This is a genomic window from Flagellimonas olearia (genome assembly GCF_004150225.1).
Classification (GTDB): Bacteria; Bacteroidota; Bacteroidia; order Flavobacteriales; family Flavobacteriaceae; genus Flagellimonas; species Flagellimonas olearia.
Map to the genome: position 1 here is coordinate 683,938 of NZ_ML142908.1, position 19,027 is coordinate 702,964.

General features: G+C 42.3%; 24 protein-coding genes. 15 read left to right on the forward strand and 9 right to left on the reverse strand.

All coding sequences use genetic code 11. From position 1 onward, the window contains the following. The first annotated feature begins 14 nt into the window (after window positions 1-14). The 5 genes from DN53_RS08275 to purD all read left to right on the forward strand — a co-directional run bounded on the left by DN53_RS08275 (window position 15) and on the right by purD (window position 5,927). A complete protein-coding gene (locus tag DN53_RS08275; protein ID WP_129653915.1) occupies window positions 15-1,016 on the forward strand; it encodes an NAD-dependent epimerase/dehydratase family protein in 1,002 nt (333 codons plus the stop codon). Continuing rightward, on the forward strand, window positions 1,017-2,126 hold the full coding sequence (locus DN53_RS08280) for a glycosyltransferase (protein WP_129653916.1): 1,110 nt from the start codon (window positions 1,017-1,019) through the stop codon (window positions 2,124-2,126). It abuts the gene before it with no gap. A gap of 21 nt (window positions 2,127-2,147) precedes the next feature. Next, entirely contained in the window at window positions 2,148-3,500 is a 1,353-nt protein-coding gene (locus DN53_RS08285; protein WP_129653917.1) for an undecaprenyl-phosphate glucose phosphotransferase, read from the forward strand. Between the two features lie 6 nt (window positions 3,501-3,506). Then, complete coding sequence (locus tag DN53_RS08290; protein ID WP_129653918.1) at window positions 3,507-4,478, forward strand: UDP-glucuronic acid decarboxylase family protein; 972 nt, start codon at window positions 3,507-3,509, stop codon at window positions 4,476-4,478. Between the two features lie 177 nt (window positions 4,479-4,655). After that, complete coding sequence (purD, locus tag DN53_RS08295) at window positions 4,656-5,927, forward strand: phosphoribosylamine--glycine ligase (protein ID WP_129653919.1); 1,272 nt, start codon at window positions 4,656-4,658, stop codon at window positions 5,925-5,927. Here the strand turns inward: purD and DN53_RS08300 are convergent. Continuing rightward, complete coding sequence (locus DN53_RS08300; protein ID WP_129653920.1) at window positions 5,922-6,143, reverse strand: DUF6341 family protein; 222 nt, start codon at window positions 6,141-6,143, stop codon at window positions 5,922-5,924. The genes purD and DN53_RS08300 overlap by 6 nt on opposite strands. A 39-nt stretch (window positions 6,144-6,182) precedes the next feature. Between DN53_RS08300 and DN53_RS08305 the strand changes: the two genes are divergently transcribed. Genes DN53_RS08305 through DN53_RS08315 form a run of 3 tightly spaced genes read left to right on the forward strand, consistent with a single transcriptional unit; the run spans window position 6,183 to window position 8,789 of the window. Continuing rightward, complete coding sequence (locus DN53_RS08305) at window positions 6,183-7,112, forward strand: DUF6427 family protein (RefSeq protein ID WP_242502096.1); 930 nt, start codon at window positions 6,183-6,185, stop codon at window positions 7,110-7,112. 38 nt (window positions 7,113-7,150) lie between these two features. Beyond that, complete coding sequence (locus DN53_RS08310; protein WP_129654054.1) at window positions 7,151-7,756, forward strand: DUF4254 domain-containing protein; 606 nt, start codon at window positions 7,151-7,153, stop codon at window positions 7,754-7,756. Further along, the gene (locus DN53_RS08315; protein WP_242502097.1) at window positions 7,716-8,789 is read left to right on the forward strand and encodes a glycosyltransferase family 9 protein; all 1,074 of its coding nucleotides are present in this window, start codon (window positions 7,716-7,718) and stop codon (window positions 8,787-8,789) included. The genes DN53_RS08310 and DN53_RS08315 overlap by 41 nt, the downstream gene beginning before the upstream one ends. On the opposite strand, the gene DN53_RS08320 is transcribed toward DN53_RS08315, so the two are convergent. Then, the gene (locus tag DN53_RS08320) at window positions 8,786-9,397 is read right to left on the reverse strand and encodes a TetR/AcrR family transcriptional regulator (protein ID WP_242502098.1); all 612 of its coding nucleotides are present in this window, start codon (window positions 9,395-9,397) and stop codon (window positions 8,786-8,788) included. The two genes, DN53_RS08315 and DN53_RS08320, sit on opposite strands and share 4 nt — an antisense overlap. Before the next feature lie 390 nt (window positions 9,398-9,787). Between DN53_RS08320 and DN53_RS08325 the strand changes: the two genes are divergently transcribed. The 5 genes from DN53_RS08325 to DN53_RS08345 are packed head-to-tail and all read left to right on the forward strand — an operon-like array spanning window position 9,788 to window position 11,967. Next, a complete protein-coding gene (locus DN53_RS08325) occupies window positions 9,788-10,429 on the forward strand; it encodes a hypothetical protein (RefSeq protein ID WP_129653923.1) in 642 nt (213 codons plus the stop codon). Window positions 10,430-10,446: 17 nt separating this feature from the next. Then, complete coding sequence (locus DN53_RS08330) at window positions 10,447-10,737, forward strand: hypothetical protein (protein ID WP_129653924.1); 291 nt, start codon at window positions 10,447-10,449, stop codon at window positions 10,735-10,737. A gap of 30 nt (window positions 10,738-10,767) precedes the next feature. Further along, window positions 10,768-11,205: a hypothetical protein gene (locus DN53_RS08335; RefSeq protein WP_129653925.1), complete on the forward strand. Its 438-nt coding sequence runs from the start codon at window positions 10,768-10,770 to the stop codon at window positions 11,203-11,205. A 2-nt stretch (window positions 11,206-11,207) separates the two neighbouring features. Then, a complete protein-coding gene (locus DN53_RS08340) occupies window positions 11,208-11,573 on the forward strand; it encodes a hypothetical protein (RefSeq protein ID WP_129653926.1) in 366 nt (121 codons plus the stop codon). Then, window positions 11,566-11,967, forward strand: coding sequence for a hypothetical protein (locus tag DN53_RS08345; protein ID WP_129653927.1), 402 nt, complete (start codon window positions 11,566-11,568; stop codon window positions 11,965-11,967). Before DN53_RS08340 ends, DN53_RS08345 begins: the two co-directional genes overlap by 8 nt. A 20-nt stretch (window positions 11,968-11,987) precedes the next feature. On the opposite strand, the gene arsS is transcribed toward DN53_RS08345, so the two are convergent. The 3 genes from arsS to DN53_RS08360 all read right to left on the reverse strand — a co-directional run bounded on the left by arsS (window position 11,988) and on the right by DN53_RS08360 (window position 14,223). Further along, window positions 11,988-13,076: an arsenosugar biosynthesis radical SAM (seleno)protein ArsS gene (arsS, locus tag DN53_RS08350; RefSeq protein ID WP_207211099.1), complete on the reverse strand. Its 1,089-nt coding sequence runs from the start codon at window positions 13,074-13,076 to the stop codon at window positions 11,988-11,990. Window positions 13,077-13,086: 10 nt separating this feature from the next. Further along, the gene (locus tag DN53_RS08355; RefSeq protein ID WP_116216706.1) at window positions 13,087-13,422 is read right to left on the reverse strand and encodes an arsenosugar biosynthesis-associated peroxidase-like protein; all 336 of its coding nucleotides are present in this window, start codon (window positions 13,420-13,422) and stop codon (window positions 13,087-13,089) included. Window positions 13,423-13,509: 87 nt separating this feature from the next. Beyond that, entirely contained in the window at window positions 13,510-14,223 is a 714-nt protein-coding gene (locus DN53_RS08360; RefSeq protein WP_165357316.1) for a TIGR04282 family arsenosugar biosynthesis glycosyltransferase, read from the reverse strand. A 202-nt stretch (window positions 14,224-14,425) separates the two neighbouring features. Here DN53_RS08360 and DN53_RS08365 point away from each other — a divergent pair, with 202 nt between their 5' ends. Continuing rightward, complete coding sequence (locus tag DN53_RS08365; protein ID WP_313790131.1) at window positions 14,426-15,280, forward strand: patatin-like phospholipase family protein; 855 nt, start codon at window positions 14,426-14,428, stop codon at window positions 15,278-15,280. Between the two features lie 10 nt (window positions 15,281-15,290). Here DN53_RS08365 and DN53_RS08370 read toward each other — a convergent pair whose 3' ends face one another. From DN53_RS08370 to DN53_RS08385, 4 genes are all read right to left on the reverse strand, one after another. After that, complete coding sequence (locus DN53_RS08370; protein ID WP_129653929.1) at window positions 15,291-16,340, reverse strand: ferredoxin--NADP reductase; 1,050 nt, start codon at window positions 16,338-16,340, stop codon at window positions 15,291-15,293. Between the two features lie 107 nt (window positions 16,341-16,447). Next, the gene (locus DN53_RS08375) at window positions 16,448-16,816 is read right to left on the reverse strand and encodes a SnoaL-like domain-containing protein (protein ID WP_129653930.1); all 369 of its coding nucleotides are present in this window, start codon (window positions 16,814-16,816) and stop codon (window positions 16,448-16,450) included. A gap of 38 nt (window positions 16,817-16,854) precedes the next feature. Beyond that, window positions 16,855-17,514 (reverse strand): DUF2461 domain-containing protein, encoded by a 660-nt coding sequence (locus DN53_RS08380; RefSeq protein ID WP_129653931.1) that lies wholly within the window; start codon window positions 17,512-17,514, stop codon window positions 16,855-16,857. Beyond that, on the reverse strand, window positions 17,511-17,828 hold the full coding sequence (locus DN53_RS08385; protein WP_129653932.1) for a hypothetical protein: 318 nt from the start codon (window positions 17,826-17,828) through the stop codon (window positions 17,511-17,513). Before DN53_RS08385 ends, DN53_RS08380 begins: the two co-directional genes overlap by 4 nt. 111 nt (window positions 17,829-17,939) lie before the next feature. Between DN53_RS08385 and DN53_RS08390 the strand changes: the two genes are divergently transcribed. Further along, window positions 17,940-18,953: a GlxA family transcriptional regulator gene (locus DN53_RS08390; RefSeq protein WP_129653933.1), complete on the forward strand. Its 1,014-nt coding sequence runs from the start codon at window positions 17,940-17,942 to the stop codon at window positions 18,951-18,953. The last annotated feature ends 74 nt before the right edge of the window (window positions 18,954-19,027 follow it).

Consider the following 19,027-nt stretch of genomic DNA (forward strand, 5'->3'; position numbering starts at 1 on the left):
ATAAATAAGATGTTTTGAAGAAACTTGCAATAATATTTGGGGGCTCTGGATATATAGGGTCTCATTTAGTTGAAAAGCTGACTGAGGAAAAAATATTTGATCAGATAATGGTCTGTGACATAGTAGGACCAAAATTTTGCCTGGAAGCCCATTCTAGAGAAAATGTTGACTTCATGAGATGCGATGTTAGACTTCCCATTGAGCTATCTCTTCCAAAGTTGGACAAAGACAATAGTTTTATATTCAATTTTGCCGCAATCCATAGAGAACCTGGGCACGAGTACAAGGAATATTTTGACACCAACATTCCGGGAGCTGAAAATGTGATTGAATATGCAAGAAGGACAGGAATAAAGAACATACTTTTTACAAGCAGTATTGCTCCATATGGGCGATCAATGGAAGAACGTACAGAAGAATCCAATCTATACCCGGAAACAGCCTATGGCATATCCAAGGCACTAGCGGAGCAAATCCACCAAAAGTGGTTGGCTGAAGATGAAACAAGAAGACTTATAATTGTTCGGCCAAGTGTAATTTTTGGTCCAAAAGACCCAGGCAACGTATACAGAATGGTAAAGGGAATAAAAGGAGGGACCTTTATTTTGCCAAATGGAGGAAAAATCATCAAGGCTTACGGTTATGTGTACGGGCTGGTAGAGAGCATGCTTTATGTCATGGACCAAAAGGAAAAAAGATTGGTCATATACAATTATGCCGAAAACCCTTTGGTGCCACTTAATGAGATGGTGGGTATAGTGAAAGATGAATTTGGATATAAAAAATGGGTGCCCAATGTCCCAACAAAACTTTTGATGATCGTGGCGTTTTTTTTGCAGGGCGCGCTAAAACTTTTTGGCAAAAAAACAGATATTCATCCAGTACGTGTGAAAAAAGCAGGTTTCCCAACCAATATAAGGCCACAATATTTAATTGATAGTAAATTTGAATTCAATTATGATTTTCGAACAGCCTTAAAACATTGGAAAACGATTTCCCCTGAAGACTTTGAATAGATGAAGGTAGCAATTATACATTATTGGTTGATCACTAGAAGGGGAGGTGAAAAGGTGGTGGAAAGTATACTTAAGGTATACCCGGAAGCAGATATTTACACGCTCTTCCTAGACCAGGAGACTTATGGTGATAATTTGCCAAAGAGCAGGATTTATACATCTATTTTAAATAATGGCTTTCTTAGAAAACATTACCAGAAAATGTTTCCGCTTTATCCTTTTGGAATAAGGTCGTTAAAGCTTAAGGACAAGTATGATTTGATTATTTCCTCAGAATCGGGACCGGCCAAGGGCATACAAATAAAGGACAATACACCGCACCTCTGTTATATACATTCACCAATGAGGTATTGTTGGGGATTTACAGACGAATATTTAAGAAGCATGCCAAAGGTGGCAAGGCCATTGGCAAAGTTTTTTTTTAAAAGACTACGAAACTGGGACAAGACAACTATTGGCAACGTTACACATTACATTGCCAACTCCCAGAACGTTGCACAAAGGGTAGAAAGATATTATGGCGAAAAGGCCAGTGTTTTATACCCCCCAATTGACCTAGGTCTTTTTGAGAAACCCCTAAAAACAGATGCTCATAAGGACATTTACCTAAGCTTTGGGGCGATTACCCCCTATAAGCGCATAGATCTTTTGGTGGACGCTTTCAACGAGAACGGTAAACCGTTAGTGGTTATTGGAGCTGGTTCCGAGAAGGAAAAGCTGCTCAAGAAGGCCCGCCCCAATATTAAGTTTATGGGCTCCCTTGCATGGGAAGAGATTGAAACTTTTTTATATAGGACAAAAGCGCTTCTATTTCCAGGAGAGGAAGATTTTGGCATGATTCCCTTGGAAGTAATGGCCTATGGAATACCCGTATTGGCATATAAAAAAGGAGGGGCATTGGAAACCATCGTTGAAAGCGATGAAATTGAAAAATCTTCAGGCCTCTTTTTTAAGGAGCAAACTGTGGAATCTGTACAAGACTGTATTGACAAGTTTGAGGAAGTAGAAGACCGTTTTGACCCAAACTGGATAAGAAGTCATGCGCGAAAATTTGGGGAAGATGTTTTTATTGAGAAGTTTAAGGCTAAGGCTGCGGAATTTTATGATTAATTTCGTTCTTCAGTAAAAGATATGTTTTTCAAGCACCACAGATACTCTAATTTGATAACTCCAATTTCATTGTTGATGGATTTGGCCATAATCAATGTGCTTGCTTCAACCTTGCCCATCCAGTTTCAACAACCTCTACTTTTTCATAGTTATATTATTGTTTCCTGGATGGTTATTTCAATTAAGAACGAGTTTTATAGAATATATAGGTTTTCCAAAGTAACCTATATCCTCAAGCTCATCTTTGTGCAGTTCTTTTTCTTCTTTTTGACCCTTTATGCGTTCATTGGGTTCTTTAAGCAACCGATTATCAGTCGTTTGGCCTTGGGAGAGTATTTTTTGATTGTTTTGGTAACCATTTCATTGATCAAACTGTTGAGCTATTTCTTGTTGATGGAGTACAGGGAGCGGGTAAAAGGAAACCTGAGAAATGTAGTGATTGTGGGCAAGAACAAAAAAACCGACCAACTCCAAAAAGTCTTCAATGAAAGAAGAGAGTTTGGGTATAACTTTCTAAAACAATTTTCCCCGAAGGAAACCGGGTTTGACATACATAATTGTTTCGATTATATTCTTGAAAACAATATTGACGAAATCTATTGCTCTGTCTCTGAATTGAAGAATGATGAGATTGCACATTTCATAAACTTTGCGGATAATAACCTGAAAACGCTCAAGTTTATCCCGGACAATAAAAACATCTTTGCCAAAAAACTCAAATTTGAATATTACGATTATATACCCGTATTGTCCCTTCGGGACATCCCTCTTGAACACCCGATCAATGCCTTCTTAAAAAGAAGTTTTGACATTGTGTTTTCACTTATGATCATACTGGGACTTCTTTCTTGGCTGACTCCCATTTTGGCCATTTTGATAACCTTGGAATCCAAGGGTCCTGTTTTTTTCAGACAAACAAGAAATGGGATAGACAACCGGGAGTTTTATTGTTATAAATTTAGGTCCATGGCCCCCAATCATAATGCGGACAACATCCAGGCGACCAAAAATGATATGAGAATCACCAAAATTGGAAAGTTCATCAGAAAAACAAGTATTGATGAACTGCCTCAATTTTATAATGTCTTGTTTGGAACAATGTCGGTGGTTGGTCCAAGACCCCACATGGTCAAACATACCAACGAATATGCCACAAGTGTGGACAAATATATGGTTAGGCATTTTGTTAAACCGGGCATAACCGGATTGGCACAAATCAGAGGATACCGTGGAGAAATCGAAACTGAGACCGATATTCTAAACCGGATTAAATTCGACATTTTTTATATTGAGAACTGGTCCATGTTCTTGGATATTAAGATCATTGTTCAAACTATTATCAATGCCTTCAAAGGAGAGGCCAAGGCATATTAAGTATACATGAAAAAAACCCTTATCACCGGAGCAGCCGGATTTCTTGGTTCACACCTTTGCGATAGATTTATTGCCGAGGGCCACCATGTCATTGGAATGGACAATCTTATCACAGGGGACCTGAAGAATATTGAACACCTCTTCCATCTGAAGCGATTTGAATTTTTTCACCATGATGTGTCCAAATTTGTCCATGTCCCGGGAAGAATGGACTATATCCTCCATTTTGCTTCGCCTGCAAGCCCCATTGACTATTTAAAGATTCCTATTGAGACCTTGAAGGTAGGTTCCTTGGGCACGTTGAACCTTTTGGGTTTGGCAAGGGATCATAAGGCAAGGGTCTTGGTGGCTTCCACTTCGGAAGTGTACGGAGATCCTTTGGTACACCCCCAGAACGAAGACTATTATGGTAATGTTAGCCCTATTGGTCCAAGAGGAGTGTATGATGAAGCCAAGCGCTTTATGGAGTCCATTACCATGGCCTATCATCGACATCATGGACTGGACACCCGTATTGTGCGGATTTTTAATACCTATGGCTCCCGTATGCGGTTGAACGATGGCCGTGTAGTGCCTGCCTTCATGGGTCAGGCTTTACGAGGTGAAGATCTTACCGTTTTTGGTGATGGCTCGCAAACTCGCTCGTTCACCTATATTGACGACCAGATAGAAGGGATTTATCGCTTGCTGATGAGTGATTATGTAGAACCCATCAACATAGGAAACCCAGATGAGACCACCATTCTGGAATTCGCAGAGGAAATCATCAAACTTACCGGAACCGATCAGAAAATCGTATTCAAACCCTTGCCACAAGACGACCCCTTGCAAAGACAGCCCGATATATCCCGGGCCAAGGAAATTCTAAATTGGGAGCCCAAAGTACATCGCTCGGAGGGACTTAAAAAGGTGTTTGATTATTTTAAATCACTTCCACACGATCAACTGTGGGAATCTCACAGGGAATTTTTGCCGTAATATCATTGGCTTATTGTCATTTCAATGAAGAGGAGCGACTGAGAAATCTATTGGGGTTATCTCAATATTGAAGTAGTGGGAATTCGTGAAATTCGTGTCGAACAGTAAGTTGTAGATCATTTTCCAATAACCCGTAAATTCAATTTGAATTAGGTTATTTTTGCCAAAACTATTTTCATGAACATTTTGGTCCTAGGGTCTGGTGGAAGAGAGCATGCCATTGCCCTTAAAATTTCACAAAGCCCAATCACAGGAAATCTTTTTGTCGCTCCGGGGAATGCCGGCACGGCTAATATTGCCACCAACGTTGAGGTTGGTGTAAACGATTTTGATGCCATCAAGGAGTTGGTGATCAAAGAAAGTGTTGATTTAGTGGTAGTGGGCCCTGAAGATCCGTTGGTAAACGGTGTTCATGATTTTTTTCTAAATGACACTTCATTACATCATATCCCGGTTATTGGACCGCAAAAAGCGGCCGCCGCTTTGGAGGGTAGTAAGGAGTTTGCCAAGGAGTTCATGATGCGGCACAACATTCCCACCGCAGCGTATCAGAGTTTTACCGGGAACAATCTGGAGGAAGGCTATGCCTTTTTGGAAACCCTAAAACCTCCTTATGTGCTAAAAGCAGATGGTCTGGCAGCAGGAAAAGGAGTGTTGATTCTTCAGGATTTGCAAGAAGCCAAGGATGAACTAAAATCCATGTTGCTAGATTCCAAATTTGGCAATGCCAGTGCTACAGTAGTAATCGAAGAGTTCTTGGATGGTATAGAACTCAGCTGTTTTGTGCTCACAGATGGCAGCAACTACAAAATTCTTCCCACAGCAAAAGACTATAAGCGTATTGGAGAAGGGGACACCGGATTGAATACGGGAGGCATGGGCGCCATTTCCCCAGTTCCATTTGCCGATTCGGTCTTTATGGATAAGATTGAGCGTCAAATTGTAAAACCAACTGTAGAAGGGCTTAAAAAAGACAATTTGCCCTATGTGGGCTTCATTTTCATAGGACTGATCAAAGTAGGCGCCGAACCCAAGGTCATTGAGTACAATGTACGGATGGGAGATCCAGAAACCGAAGTCGTTATACCCCGCCTTAAAAGCGATTTGGTTGAAGTGCTTTCGGCCATGGCCAATGGAACGTTGGACCAGATTGACCTACAGATTGATGAAAGGACCGCTACAACGGTTATGGCTGTTTCCGGGGGCTATCCGGAGGCTTATGAAAAGGGAAAGGCAATCACTGGAGCTGAAAACATCCATGATTCAATCGTATTCCATGCAGGGACCAAACTAGCTAATGGAAAAGTGGTCACCAATGGAGGGCGTGTCATTGCCATCACTTCCTTTGGGAACGATTTTAGGGATGCATTGCAGAAATCCTATCAAAATATGGAAAAGCTCCATTTTGATGGGATGTACTACAGAAAAGATCTAGGATTTGATCTATAGGTAAGAATGGGAGCTTATGGTCTTGTCTTCCTCACCATTGTCATTGAAGATTTTCAACTGCTTCATCCAATAGATCATGGCGATAAAACCGATGACGAAGAAAATCCAATTAATGGAATTGGCTCCCCACCAGCTGTGCGTAAAGCGAAAAAAATCGTAGGGGGCAAAAAGGTGGTTTACAAATAAGTCTTCTATACCGTAAAAAAACTTGCTCATCTTGGCTATATTTACTGTACAAAAGTAGCAAAAGAAAGGATGATTTCAAGCTTTTTCGGCAAAACAAAACCCATAAATTACATTGTCCTATCTGTTTTTTTGGTTCTTTTTTACGTTCTGAGCAGTTTTTTCGCTTTGGATACAGGCCCGATCAGCAAGGAAATCCCCTTTAAGTTGTTGATTCTTTTCTCCTTACTGCTAATGGTATTTGCCATGGGACAGATGGTTCGTATGGAGAAGGTTACGGACTCCAATTCGTATGGGATGCTTTTTTTTGTGTTGCTTTTGGGAGTCTTCCCCCATACTTATGAACAGGAGAATATCATTTTTGCCAACTTTTTTATCCTTTTGGCCATCTGGAGACTGTTGTCCATTAAATCCATTAAAAATGTAAAGCACAAAATTTTTGATGCTTCATTACTGATTTGCATCGCAAGCCTTTTTTATGAGTGGGCCCTAGCCTTTTTATTGATTGTATTTGTGGTCATTAACGTATATGATCGGAAGAATTTCAAAAATTGGCTGATTCCTTTCATGGGTGTTGGCACTATTTTCATTCTTGTGTTTGCGATATTACGGGTATCCGGTTCAATGGATTTTCTTTGGGACCATTATCGTTTTTCCTTGGAAACAATTTCTCTTTCATCATTGGGAAATATCGGCGCAAAAACGCTTATCTATGCGCTTCTGACTTTGTTGGCGGTCTTTGTGGTATTTTTAAAAATGAGAAAAACGGGGGGTGGAAAGTTGGTTCAGCTACGGGTGGTGTTTCTGGCTTTTGTCTTAGGGTTGGTCATAGGCTGGTTTGCTGAAGAAGATAGCTCGGTTGTTCTTTTTACGATTTTCCCGGCCGCGGTCTTCATGGCCAATTATATAGAGTCCATCAGGAGGACAAAATTAAAAGAAGCCATTTTGGCTCTTTGCATACTGGTTCCCATAGTGCTTTTTGGTTTTCACCTGAATTTGTAAGCCATAAACCAATATCTTTGCCCAAAATACGATGGTTCATGTTCAGTGATTTTGCCTTTACAATTTTTCAGGAAAGTATAGACACCTATCATATCAAAGATGATGTTTATCAAGAGTTCATCAATCCTTATCCAAAGGATAAAGTGGAACATTTGCTCTATAGGAAAAACTGGATAGATACGGTACAATGGCATTACGAGGACATCATCAGGGACCCAGGAATTGACCCCGTGGCCGCCTTGGACCTAAAACGCAAGATAGATGCCAGCAATCAGGACCGCACAGACCTTGTGGAATATATTGATAGCTACTTTCTAGACAAATACCAATCGGTACAAGTCAAGGAAAATGCCACGATCAACACGGAAAGTCCTGCATGGGCCATAGACCGACTGTCCATTTTGGCTCTAAAGATCTATCACATGCAGGAGGAGGCCAACCGAACCGATGCTTCTTCGGAGCATATCAAAAAATGCAGTGAAAAGCTTGGCGTGCTCCTGGAACAAAGAAAAGACCTATCTACCGCCATTGATCAGCTATTGACTGATATTGAAGCCGGAAATAAGTACATGAAAGTCTACAAACAGATGAAGATGTACAACGATGAGGAACTCAACCCCGTACTCCGTGGACAAAAAGGGTAAATACACCCGAATCCTTGTTATCCGTCTGTCTGCCATGGGCGATGTGGCCATGACCGTTCCAGTGCTTCGTTTCCTAACGGATGAAAATCCACAAGTAAAGATCACGGTGCTTACCAAAAAGGCGTTCAAGCCTATTTTCTCAGGCTTGGAACGAGTGGAAGTCTATGAAGCCGATGTGAAAAACAGGCACAAAGGGCTCTTAGGGTTATGGCGGTTGTACCAAGAATTGAAACCGTTGAAATTTGATGCCGTGGTCGACCTGCATAATGTGTTGCGGAGCAGGGTGTTGAAAAAATACTTTGCCCTTGAAGGGATTCCGTTTGTACAAATTGACAAAGGACGAGCTGAAAAGAAAGCACTCACCCGACCCAAAAACAAGGTCTATAAACCATTAAGGACAACCCATCAACGTTATGCCGATGTGTTTGAAAAATTGGGATTCTCCATTGATTTATCCAAAACAACGCCACAGGAGCGCCTACAACTTTCGGAAAAGGTTTTGGGTTTGGTTCAGCAAGACACCAAGAAATGGGTGGGCATTGCGCCCTTTGCAGCACATGAAGGCAAAATGTACCCTTTGAACCTCATGAAGGAAATCATTCAATCATTAAATAAAACCAATAGGTATAAAATATTGCTTTTTGGAGGAGGCGCCATGGAGGTGCAAAAATTACAGGAATTGGCAAACTCATTCACCAATACCTTGAATATGGCCGGAAAATTGAGTTTATCGGAAGAATTGGAACTTATTTCAAATCTGGATGTCATGCTCTCCATGGACAGTGGCAATGCGCACTTGGCGACCAATTATGGTATTCCCGTAGTGACGCTTTGGGGAGTTACCCATCCCTATGCCGGATTTTACCCCTTCAACCAACCCATGGAAAATGCGCTTTTGCCGGACCGGGAACGATATCCGCAAATACCCACCTCGGTGTATGGGAACAAGGTACCCAAAGGGTACGAATCCGTAATGGAGACAATTGCGCCGGGAAAAGTGGTGGATAGACTGTTGCAGATTCTAGAAGCTTAAGCAGCCACTTTATGGGCAGCTATGGCATTAAAATACTGCTTCAATTGCTGAATGTACTGATATTTTAACTGTCCGTTGGTAGAATCCATCATAAGGGAACGCATGCCCAAGAAAGAGGCAATAATATAGGTGGCGGCACCTTCACAATCCACATGACGGGCAATATGGCCATCTACTTTTCCCCTTTTCAGGACAGATACCAGATTTACTTCCCACACACTCAAGATACTTTTTAGGTGATTGCTGATCTCCTCGTTACGTTTGTTGAACTCCGTCAAAAAATCATTCAGCATAAAACCATAGGCCATTTCATTCTTTTTGCCGGGTTCCAAGGCATTTTCCAAGCTCTCCAAAATGGCGGGCAATGGATCTTCACAATGGTTCAAGGGTTCTACCAATAGGGCATATACCTTCTGGACGATCAAGTTTTGTACAATATTGATGAAGTAGTCCTCCTTGGATTTAAAATGATGGTAAAAGGCCCCTTTGGAAAGGGACAGTTCGTTGAGGATGTCATCCAAACTGGTGTTGTAATAGCCTTTTTCATTAAAGATTTCGAGGCCTTTTCCACACAGACGGTGCATGGTCTCTCTACGTTTGAGGGTCATTTGCATAAGATTTGGGTTTAGACTGTTTGGTCGGTAACAAAGATTTTAAGGAATAGTGCCCTACCAAAGAATTAAAGACGTAGCTGTGCGAAAAATCGGTGAAGTGTTCAAAAACCGATAAAAAACCGAATCCTTGAAAAACGGACCAGACCGGTGGGTCGGTTCAGGGGTTGGTTTTTGGGGTTGAAAAAGAGGCTTTGAAAAGCAATATGGATATCATTTGTCAACTGATAAGGCATAATGGTCAATTGTCAAGGGGTATTCGTCAAATGTTGAAGCCCAATGGGTCAAAAAAACATGAACTTCCACACCGATATTGGATATGCGTCTGATTGGCCCCAAACAATTTTTAATGCATTTGTTCATGGATCATCATAAAAAACCAGCGGGATGTCACTTGAATTGATACCGGTCCTAGAAATTGGTTGCAGTGATCAGGAAATAGGAATTCCTAGCGATAAGAACCCCGAAATATGGAAACAATATTACAATGAGTGCCATAAAAAGGCAGGGTTAAAGCCCTATAAAAAAGGATTGTTTTTTTACAAGCTTTCCGATGTTTCAGGGGAAAACCTCACCAAGCTTATACTGGACCATACACAGGAAATGCGGGAAGGAATTTTTGAAAGGGAGCAAATGTGTTCGTTTTTTGGCGGGTATGTTTTACGGGTTGGCCATCAAGATCAATTTTTTCCGCAGTGTTGCGGAGAACTAAGCGATATCTGGTATTGGGAACGGATTGCCATGGAGGAAAACTCATACTGCGAAGGACACCCTGCACCGCAAGTTTCTTTTAAGGAAGGCAAGATCACTTTTGATTTTTCGGTTCGGGAGCTCGATGAACCGTTCCAACCTAATCCGCCCCACTTGAAATTATGTGTTGACGGAAAAGAACTAAAAAAAGCAGTGGAAGTAGCCAAGAAAGAACTTAAATACTTTGGGGAACGCCTCAACAAAGTCAATGAAGAAAAAGGACTCAACATCGAAAATATTGAGGGATTACTGATTTGGGACAACGCAAACTATGAATAGAAAACTATTGATTTAAGATGGACACATATTATTTCCAAGTTTTGGGCAGTCCCGAAGATGGGTTTACTTCATCTGCGATATATCGAAGAAAAGACAACCAGTTGATGGGCAGAATATTTGAATTGGTAGATGGATGGTATATCCAAACGGAGTATTTTGACCAACTGAATGATAAAGATTTCGTCCACTGTCTTAATCAAGCAAAGGAGAGCCTAAAGCATTATACCAACAGAAAAGGAGCACATTTTCCAAAAGATTGGACAAGGGAACAGATATCCCTTTGGCTTATGCAGAGGGATGATAGATAGCAAATAATGCATAAAAGATTTAAAATAAAGATGATACTAGTAGGAGTGGTCATACTCTTTGTGGTTGGATATGTGTATTGTTTTTTTGGCAACCCCTACCCAAGACTAGCCTTGATGGGGACAGACCACATAGAAAACAGTGAGGAGCTATCTATATTGAACCAGCAAGAAGAGGGGACATTTTATCTCATTAAAAAATACAAGTATTCCAAACATATTTGGGCCATAGGCTTTGGCGGTGGTGTGGACCGGACGGATGATTTTTATGGACTGGGAATTTCTGATGGGCAGAAAAAAACCATTTTGCCCCCCAAGTTCCAGTCTGTTCAAGCATATAGAGACCTTCAGACACATGAAGTCTATATCAAGTGCCTGCCGTACCCTCCCTACAATACCTATGATGGGTATGAGTATTACAAAATAGAGAACAACACAGCGGTTCCCATTGAAAGTAAACCCTATTACTAAAGGTGAAAGAAGAGATTGAATATGGTTTTTGGTTCTGGAGTCATAAACTGAAAGGGATTCTATATATGTTGGCACAACTTTCCAACTACAACTTGGAAGAAACCGAAATGGAAAGCATCAAACAGGCCTTGACCGGAACCAATGACGATTTAGATATGTGGGCCAAACATTGTTTTGATGGACGACAATACCATTTGGATTTACAACTTGCGTACGATACTGAACAAAAATCGGAAATGATCCATATTAAGCTTAAAACGGATTTCAGGTTAAAACAAAAATTGGAAGTTTTAGACCTGTTCCAGTGTATGTTCAAATCGCTTGAAATGGAAAACGAAACAAAACATTACAACAATAAAGATGAGTAAAGAGGTTTATAATTGGCTTGTAAAAGAAGGAGACTTGGTCATTTTCAAGAGTGGAGATCATTTACACGTGTCGTTGAACAACTGCAACGAAGGGAAATGTCTTTTGACCAAAATGGACACTATCGAAATCATTGGAGTTTTCACCAAAATTGCACAAGAGATATGGGAAAGTGAAGGGTACATAAAAAAGCCGTATTTGAAAAACCTGTTTACGGAAAGGCAAGGCAACTATTCGTGGGACATTGATGGAACCGAACTGGCCATAGGCCCAGCAAAGGAAAGTGAAGAAATACAAATAGCTTACGATGGCAACAATGAATTGAACATCGAAATCAATTATGCGGTGGAAATGATACAGATCATGCAGTTTTTAATCAAAGACAAAGGCAACTAATTCAACAGCAATTCTCGCAGTTAAGCCACCGTCCCTTGGCAACTGCTTCCCGCTCCGGCCGTACAGCCATAACAATGTTGCGAGATCACAATGTTGCGGTCGTTCAACACTTCCTCATTATAATCCTTGATGTGCTTTACCTTGCTCGCCACTTTTAGGTCCAGCATTTGGTTAAAGTCGCAATCGTAGAGCCAACCGTCCCAACTTACGGAGATGGTATTGGTGCACATTACATTTTCCACCGCCGCAGGGTTATACGCCTCCACCAAAGAATACATATAATCCTCATAGTTGTCAGAAGCGATGAGGTAATCCAAAAACCGGGAAATGGGCAGATTGGTAATCGCGAACAGGTTGTGGAACTCAATATTGAAATCCTCCTTCAATGCCTTTTTAAAATCACGCTCCATGGCCGCTTGGTCACTGGGCAAAAACGCCCCCGAGGGATTATAGACCAAATCCAATCGCAAATCACTGCCCGGCATGCCATAGCCCACGGCATTGAGCTGCTGCAGGGCCTCAATGGATTTGTCAAAAACCCCATCCCCACGTTGCTTGTCCGTTTTGCCCCGGGTATAGTGAGGCATGGAAGACACCACATGTACATTGTGTTTTTTGAAAAACTCCGGTAGGTCATGGTATTTTTTATTAGCCCGGATGATGGTGAGATTGGACCGTACAATAAAATCTTTTATGCCCGCTTTGGAGGCCTCTTCCACAAACCATCTAAAATTGGGGTTCATCTCTGGGGCACCACCGGTAAGGTCCAACGTATGCGCCCCGGTATTTCGGATGACCTCCAAACACTGCTCCATGGTCTCACGGGTCATGATTTCCTTGCGGTCCGGTCCGGCATCCACATGGCAGTGCTCACACACTTGGTTGCACATGTACCCCACATTGATCTGGAGGATCTCCAACGCTTTGGGCCGGAGGGGGAAATGGCCAATTTCCGTGATTTTATCCTTAAAATAGGGCAGCTCCCCATCGGCAAATAGTTCTCCATTTAGAATTTCCATTTGCCGATCGGTATGGGCCAGTTCGTTCTCACGGGCCTTAAGGGATTTTTTCGCTGCTTTTTTAAGCTGTGGCATTATGCTTTCCGCCATGGTTATAGGTTTACATGGATAATTTGTTGTACTTGTTCATCATCTGGACCCCGTGGACCAGTGTGGCGCCACTTTCTATGGCAGCCCCGGCGTGTACGGCCTCCATCATTTCTTCCTTGGTAATACCCCGTTGCAGGCCATCTTTGGTGTAGGCATCAATACAATACGGGCATTTGACCACGTGGGCCACGGCCAGCGCAATCAAGGATTTTTCACGGGCGGAAAGAGCCCCTTCTTCAAAGACTTTTCCGTAGTAGTCAAAGAATTTGCTTCCGAGTTCTTCGCTCCATTCCGTGATGTTGCCAAATTTGCGTAGGTCAGCCGGGTCGTAATATGAGTTTGCCATGTTTTGCTTTTTAGTGGTTTAAGAAAGTACTCCTCCCATAAATTGGGATGGATATAAAAAAGTAAGGTAATAGGAGTGTCCAAGTAGTTAAACTTGGACAACAGGTGTTGGGAAAGGAAAAAAAGGAGAGCCCTTGTTGAAAGGAATGTCCAGAAAATTGGTTTTGAATACCTTCTTGTGGATATTGTCAATAGCCATTTTTTTATGAAAGATGATGGAAAAAAGCGCCAGCCATCTTTTGGCCAAGGTTTTGGTAAAATTGAAAAGTCGCTTGATGTCCCTTTTTGAATCCACATCGATCAATACGTTCAACAAGGCAGCGGGCTCACCTTTGGAGGCAAAATAGGTCTGCGTTTTCTTGAGCAGGGAAGGCGATTGCCATGGCAAGGCCTGAAATTGCTCTGGGTTGAACTGGCTACGATGAAACCCAATAAGATAAAACCCTCCATCCATGGATGGGCCCAAAACGGACTTCCCTTGCTGAAGTAATCGGGATGCCTCGAGCAGGTGTTGGGTTTTCAATTGAGGGCTGTCGTTCCCTATGGCAATCACATGGGCATAGCCTTTATCAAAAACCGATTGGAGGGAATGGGTAAAACGTTCCCCAAAAGTGTTGCCATGCTGTTCCTTCTCTGTTAAATGATAATACGGTAGACCGGAAGCTTTGACAATACCTAGGGTTTGGGCAGTCAAAGCTTCAAATAGCAAGGTGTTGCCGCTTATTTTTTTGACACTACCATCCTTTTTCGCAGAATTTGCAAAAACAAGAATGGCGGTATTTTGAATGGGCCTTAGGGACAAATCAACCAAATAATTATCCTAAACTTACAATAATCTTAGCATAGAAATTGGTCGAGGGATACTATTTTTGATTACATTTTCTTGTGTGAAAATTGAAATTTAACAAACCGACCAAGGAGTCGGTTTTGATAATCAGGTCATTATCTTTTTGAGGATTAAAATCGAAAAACCCTCGACAAGCTACCCAAAATAGGCCGCTTGAATGCAAAAACAGACTGGCGGGTCGGTAAGTGAAGGCCTGTTTATCTGGAAAACTAACCTCCAAAATGCGCTAAAAATGGATGTATCACAGACAAAATCAGTAGGCTTGGTACTCTCCGGGGGAGGTGTTCGTGGAATGGCCCATATTGGACTGATCAAGGCCATGCGGGAACACGGGGTAGAGGCAGACCTTGTGGCCGGTTCCAGTGTTGGGGCATTGGTAGGGGCGTTGTATGCCAATGGGAATTCGGTGGATAGTATGCTGAGTTTTTTTAGGGAGACCCCCTTGTTCCAGTATAGCTTTTTTGCCATCAACAAACCCGGATTTATAGACACCGAACGCTATTTCAAAATATTTAAGGGCTATTTTCCCGAGAATACGTTCGAAAGCTTGGATAAACCTCTTTATGTGGTGGCCACCGATTTATTAAAAGGAGAGGAGCGCATGTTCCACCAAGGGGAATTGATCAAACCTCTTCTGGCCTCCGCGGCCCTGACCCCGGTTTTCAGTCCGGTGGACATTGATGGGGTACTCTATGCCGATGGGGGCATCATGAACAATTTTCCAAAGGAATATGTGGATGAACATGCTACCTATGTTATTGGGAGTAATGTCTCCATTGCGGCCGAAGTACACAAGAACGATCTTAAAAACTCCCTGCAGTTGGCCGGAAGGGTCACCAGTTTGATGATCTATGCCTCCAACAGGGCAAAATTGGCCGAATGCAACATTTCCATCGAACCCAAGGAGTTGGACAAAATTGGGGTTTTGGACAAAAAAGGCATAGAAAATGCCTTTACGATAGGTTATGACCATGGCAGCAGGGCCATGGAGAGAATGTTGTCAACTCAATAAATTAGCGACACTACACATCGTCATAATCCACCACAAGTTTAGGGGTCAAGGGGTGGGCCTGACAGGTCAAGATCAAGCCTTCGGCCACTTCACCATCGGTAAGAATCTGGTTTTTCACCATTTCTGCCCTTCCTTCCTTGATGCGGGCAATGCAACTGCTGCACACGCCTCCTTGGCATGAATAAGGAGCATCAATATCTTCGTTCAGGACGGCATCGAGCACCAATTTCTTTTTATCCATGGTGAACGAAAAGGTCTCATCGTCCAAAATCACCTCCACTTGGGTCATTCCCTCCAAGTTTTCGGCCATGGTATCCTCGGTATCGGTACTGGTGAACAATTCGAAATGAATACGGTCGCCATCAACACCATTATTCTTTAAAGTATCCGAAACGGCATGGATCATGTCTTCCGGTCCACACAGATAAAAGGCATCAAAAGCGGTATCCTTGAATTTGTTCTTTACCACAAAGTTTATGGTAGAAGTATCTATTCGTCCAAAAAGGGCGTCATTTTCCCTGGCGCGGCTGTAAATGTATTGAACAAAAAACCTGTTGGTATATTCCTCTTTCAGTTCCTGTATTTTCTGAAAGTACATGGTCTCTTCGGGGGATTGATTCCCAAAAACCAGCACAAAAATATTTTCCGGATGGCTTTCCAAAACGGTTTGAGCGATGCTCATGATGGGGGTTATACCACTCCCAGCGGCAAAAGCAGCTACATTTTTTGGTTGTGTATCCTTATGGAATACAAAGCGGCCATCAGGCGGCAAAACATCCAATACATCTCCTGCTTTCAAGGATTCATTGGCGTAGACAGAAAATGTACCTTCCGGCATTTTTTTAATGCCCACCGTTAATTTTCCAGAAGAAGGGGCCGAAGAAATGGAATAGGCCCTGCGAAGTTCCTTTCCATTGAGCTGATGTTTTATGGTAATGTATTGTCCAGCTTCGTAAGCATATACATCCTTAAGATTTTCTGGAACTTCAAAAGTGAGGGCTACTGCGTTTGGGGTCAATGCATCCACTGCGGTAATCTGCAATGCGTGGGAATCGCTCATAAAAACCAATTTTGCTGCAAAATTAAGCATTCAGCTTATTTTGAAAGCCCATTCCATAAAAAAAGCGCCATAGAAGTGGCGCTTTTTGAGTTTTTGGGATGAAAGCTCTAACACATGGCCGAGGTATCGTAATGGTAACTGACCTTCTTTATTTTTCCATCCCCCACCTGGTACAGGCAAATTTCTTCCATGTTCATACGGTTGCCATCCTTAAAGGTAACATCGCTGGTCATGGCCACGGCAAAATGATTGCCCACCACTACGGGATCACCAACAGAACCTCCATGGGTTTCCTGAATACTTTCACCCCATTGTTTAAAACCTTCCAGAATGTTGTCAAGGCCTTGGGTCATTTCATTGGGCATTCCGGGCATTTCAACACTTACGGCATCTTGTGCGTAAAGGCTGTAGGCTTCATTGAACTTGCCTTCCCTACAGAAGGCTACCAATTTGTCTGCAATTTCTTGTGTGCTCATGTTTGTTTCGTTTTTATGATTACTAAATAAACTCTGGTTCAATCAAAGGCTTCGTTTAGATACCTGTTCAAGGGCCTAATGGCTTTAAAATGGAGCAAGATTTCATCCAGTAGTTCTTCCGAATTGTAAAAAGGCTCCAGTGGAAATTCGGCCATGGCGTAAAACTGTTTGTTATAGATCAGGGCTATTTTTTCGGCCACAGGAAGGAGATCTTTGTCCAAACGTTTGCTTTTTTCCCCTTTCAGGCGACCAAAATTTTGAATGAAGGTTAAATCGTTAACCACATCCTCAAGTGCAGAAGCATTCTTGGATATATGTTCCCGTACCAGATGGAGCTCCGGTGGGCGAAGGGTGAACAGGCCCCCACCCACATGAATGGTCGTGGCATCAATGCCAAGATAGTAGCCCGGCAACATGGATTTTTTACCATGGGGAGAAAATCCCGCCTTAAGTACGGTGTGGTAAGGAGTTTTGTCCTTGGAAAAGCGTCCATCTTTATTGATGCGGAACAGGGCATTCTTCGCATCGGCAGGAATGCGTCCATCCCATGAGGTCAATTCTTGCAACAACCCATGCATTAGGCACAAAAAGGGCAATTTCACCTTTTCCTCATATCTTTTCTTGTTTGCATGGAACCATTCCTTGTGGTTGTTTTGGGCCAGTTCCTCAAAAAACAAAGTGTACTCTTTTGTGATCATATGTCCTGTTGTATATGGTTCAATGCCAATTCAGTTAGGGCGTCCCAATGTCCATGGTCTTCAAAACTGGCCTCGTACCAACCCCTAAACGGTTTTTTGGTCTTGAAGGGACTGAATTCTAAAAGTGTTATGTCCAGAGTTTCAATAGGAAAATCCTTGCCCAATTTAAAAACCATGGTGTGGCTTTTGGAGAAGAAGGCAAATACCTTCTTTTTATAATGCATGGCAGGGGAACTCATCATTTTGCCTTCAGTGACCTCTACATAGGTTATGCAATATTTTTCCCGTATTTCACTGAATTTTTCAAACTCCATGAACCAAAGCTACAAAAGGAAAAAAGGCACAGTTATGGGCAAATGGGACACTTTTAAGGGTTGATTCTGCCAAACAGAAGCCTTACATTTATCCTTTGTAAATCAATGATTATGAAACACGTAAGCATATTGGTGCCCAAAGGCAATACCATACTGAGCAGTGTGGTGGGACCCTACAAGATTTTGTCCGCCACCAACCGTTTTCTAAAGAATAGTGGGGTGAGGAACGACGACTTTTTTGATATCCATTTGGTTGGGTTGGAGCGAGATCATTCCTTGTACAATGGGCTTTTTAGCATCCACTGTGATAAAATCATTGATGAGGTCGAAAAAACAGACATCATACTTATTCCAGCTTTAAAAACAGATAGATTCTTGGAGGAATTGGAACAGAACAACCCCTTTGTGGATTGGATCCTAAAACAACGGAACATACACAATGCCGAGGTGGCCAGCATGTGCATGGGTGCCTTTGTTCTGGCACGGACAGGGTTGGTGGATGGCAAACAATGCTCTACCCACTGGGCGGCCATGGAAATGTTCAAGAAGATGTATCCCAAGGTCAATCTTGTTTCCAATAAAATAGTTACTGAGGAGGATGGAATCTATACCAGCGGTGGGGCTTACTCCTTTTTGAACCTTATGCTGCACCTTGTTGGAAAATATTGCGGTAGGGATGCGGCCATTTATATTTCAAAATATTTTGAGATCGAGATCGATCGGCAAGACCAAAATCAATTTGTCATTTTTCAGGGACAAAAAGAGCATAATGATATAGCGATCAAGGAAGCGCAAAATTTTATTGAGAGCAATGTAACCGATAAGATATCGGTTGAAGAGCTGGCCAGAAAATCGGCCATTAGCAGCAGGAACTTTGTCCGAAGGTTTAAAAAAGCCACCCAAAACACCCCTTTGGAATACATACAGCGAGTAAAAATAGAGGCTGCCAAACGTAGTCTGGAAAGCACCCAGCAAAACGTAAATGAAGTGATGTATCAAGTAGGGTATGCCGATCAAAAGGCGTTCCGGACGGTGTTCAAAAAATACGTGGGACTGTCGCCCGTAGCCTATAAGGCCAAATACAATATGACGGTATTGAATCCCGAACGGACCACGGCATGGTAAGGGGACGATTTCACCTTTGACCAAGGAGCAAATAAAAAATCCAACACTTTATCGATGAGCCTTATAATAATCTG

Coding starts and splice junctions, on each gene's coding strand:
- DN53_RS08280 (WP_129653916.1), top strand. CDS start 1,017: ATGAAGGTAGCAATTATACATTATTGGTTGATCACTAGAAGGGGAGGT.
- DN53_RS08285 (WP_129653917.1), top strand. CDS start 2,148: ATGTTTTTCAAGCACCACAGATACTCTAATTTGATAACTCCAATTTCA.
- DN53_RS08290 (WP_129653918.1), top strand. CDS start 3,507: ATGAAAAAAACCCTTATCACCGGAGCAGCCGGATTTCTTGGTTCACAC.
- purD (WP_129653919.1), top strand. CDS start 4,656: ATGAACATTTTGGTCCTAGGGTCTGGTGGAAGAGAGCATGCCATTGCC.
- DN53_RS08300 (WP_129653920.1), bottom strand. CDS start 6,143: ATGAGCAAGTTTTTTTACGGTATAGAAGACTTATTTGTAAACCACCTT.
- DN53_RS08305 (WP_242502096.1), top strand. CDS start 6,183: ATGATTTCAAGCTTTTTCGGCAAAACAAAACCCATAAATTACATTGTC.
- DN53_RS08310 (WP_129654054.1), top strand. CDS start 7,151: ATGTTCAGTGATTTTGCCTTTACAATTTTTCAGGAAAGTATAGACACC.
- DN53_RS08315 (WP_242502097.1), top strand. CDS start 7,716: ATGAGGAACTCAACCCCGTACTCCGTGGACAAAAAGGGTAAATACACC.
- DN53_RS08320 (WP_242502098.1), bottom strand. CDS start 9,397: ATGACCCTCAAACGTAGAGAGACCATGCACCGTCTGTGTGGAAAAGGC.
- DN53_RS08325 (WP_129653923.1), top strand. CDS start 9,788: ATGTCACTTGAATTGATACCGGTCCTAGAAATTGGTTGCAGTGATCAG.
- DN53_RS08330 (WP_129653924.1), top strand. CDS start 10,447: ATGGACACATATTATTTCCAAGTTTTGGGCAGTCCCGAAGATGGGTTT.
- DN53_RS08335 (WP_129653925.1), top strand. CDS start 10,768: ATGATACTAGTAGGAGTGGTCATACTCTTTGTGGTTGGATATGTGTAT.
- DN53_RS08345 (WP_129653927.1), top strand. CDS start 11,566: ATGAGTAAAGAGGTTTATAATTGGCTTGTAAAAGAAGGAGACTTGGTC.
- arsS (WP_207211099.1), bottom strand. CDS start 13,076: ATGGCGGAAAGCATAATGCCACAGCTTAAAAAAGCAGCGAAAAAATCC.
- DN53_RS08355 (WP_116216706.1), bottom strand. CDS start 13,422: ATGGCAAACTCATATTACGACCCGGCTGACCTACGCAAATTTGGCAAC.
- DN53_RS08365 (WP_313790131.1), top strand. CDS start 14,426: ATGCAAAAACAGACTGGCGGGTCGGTAAGTGAAGGCCTGTTTATCTGG.
- DN53_RS08370 (WP_129653929.1), bottom strand. CDS start 16,340: ATGAGCGATTCCCACGCATTGCAGATTACCGCAGTGGATGCATTGACC.
- DN53_RS08375 (WP_129653930.1), bottom strand. CDS start 16,816: ATGAGCACACAAGAAATTGCAGACAAATTGGTAGCCTTCTGTAGGGAA.
- DN53_RS08380 (WP_129653931.1), bottom strand. CDS start 17,514: ATGATCACAAAAGAGTACACTTTGTTTTTTGAGGAACTGGCCCAAAAC.
- DN53_RS08385 (WP_129653932.1), bottom strand. CDS start 17,828: ATGGAGTTTGAAAAATTCAGTGAAATACGGGAAAAATATTGCATAACC.
- DN53_RS08390 (WP_129653933.1), top strand. CDS start 17,940: ATGAAACACGTAAGCATATTGGTGCCCAAAGGCAATACCATACTGAGC.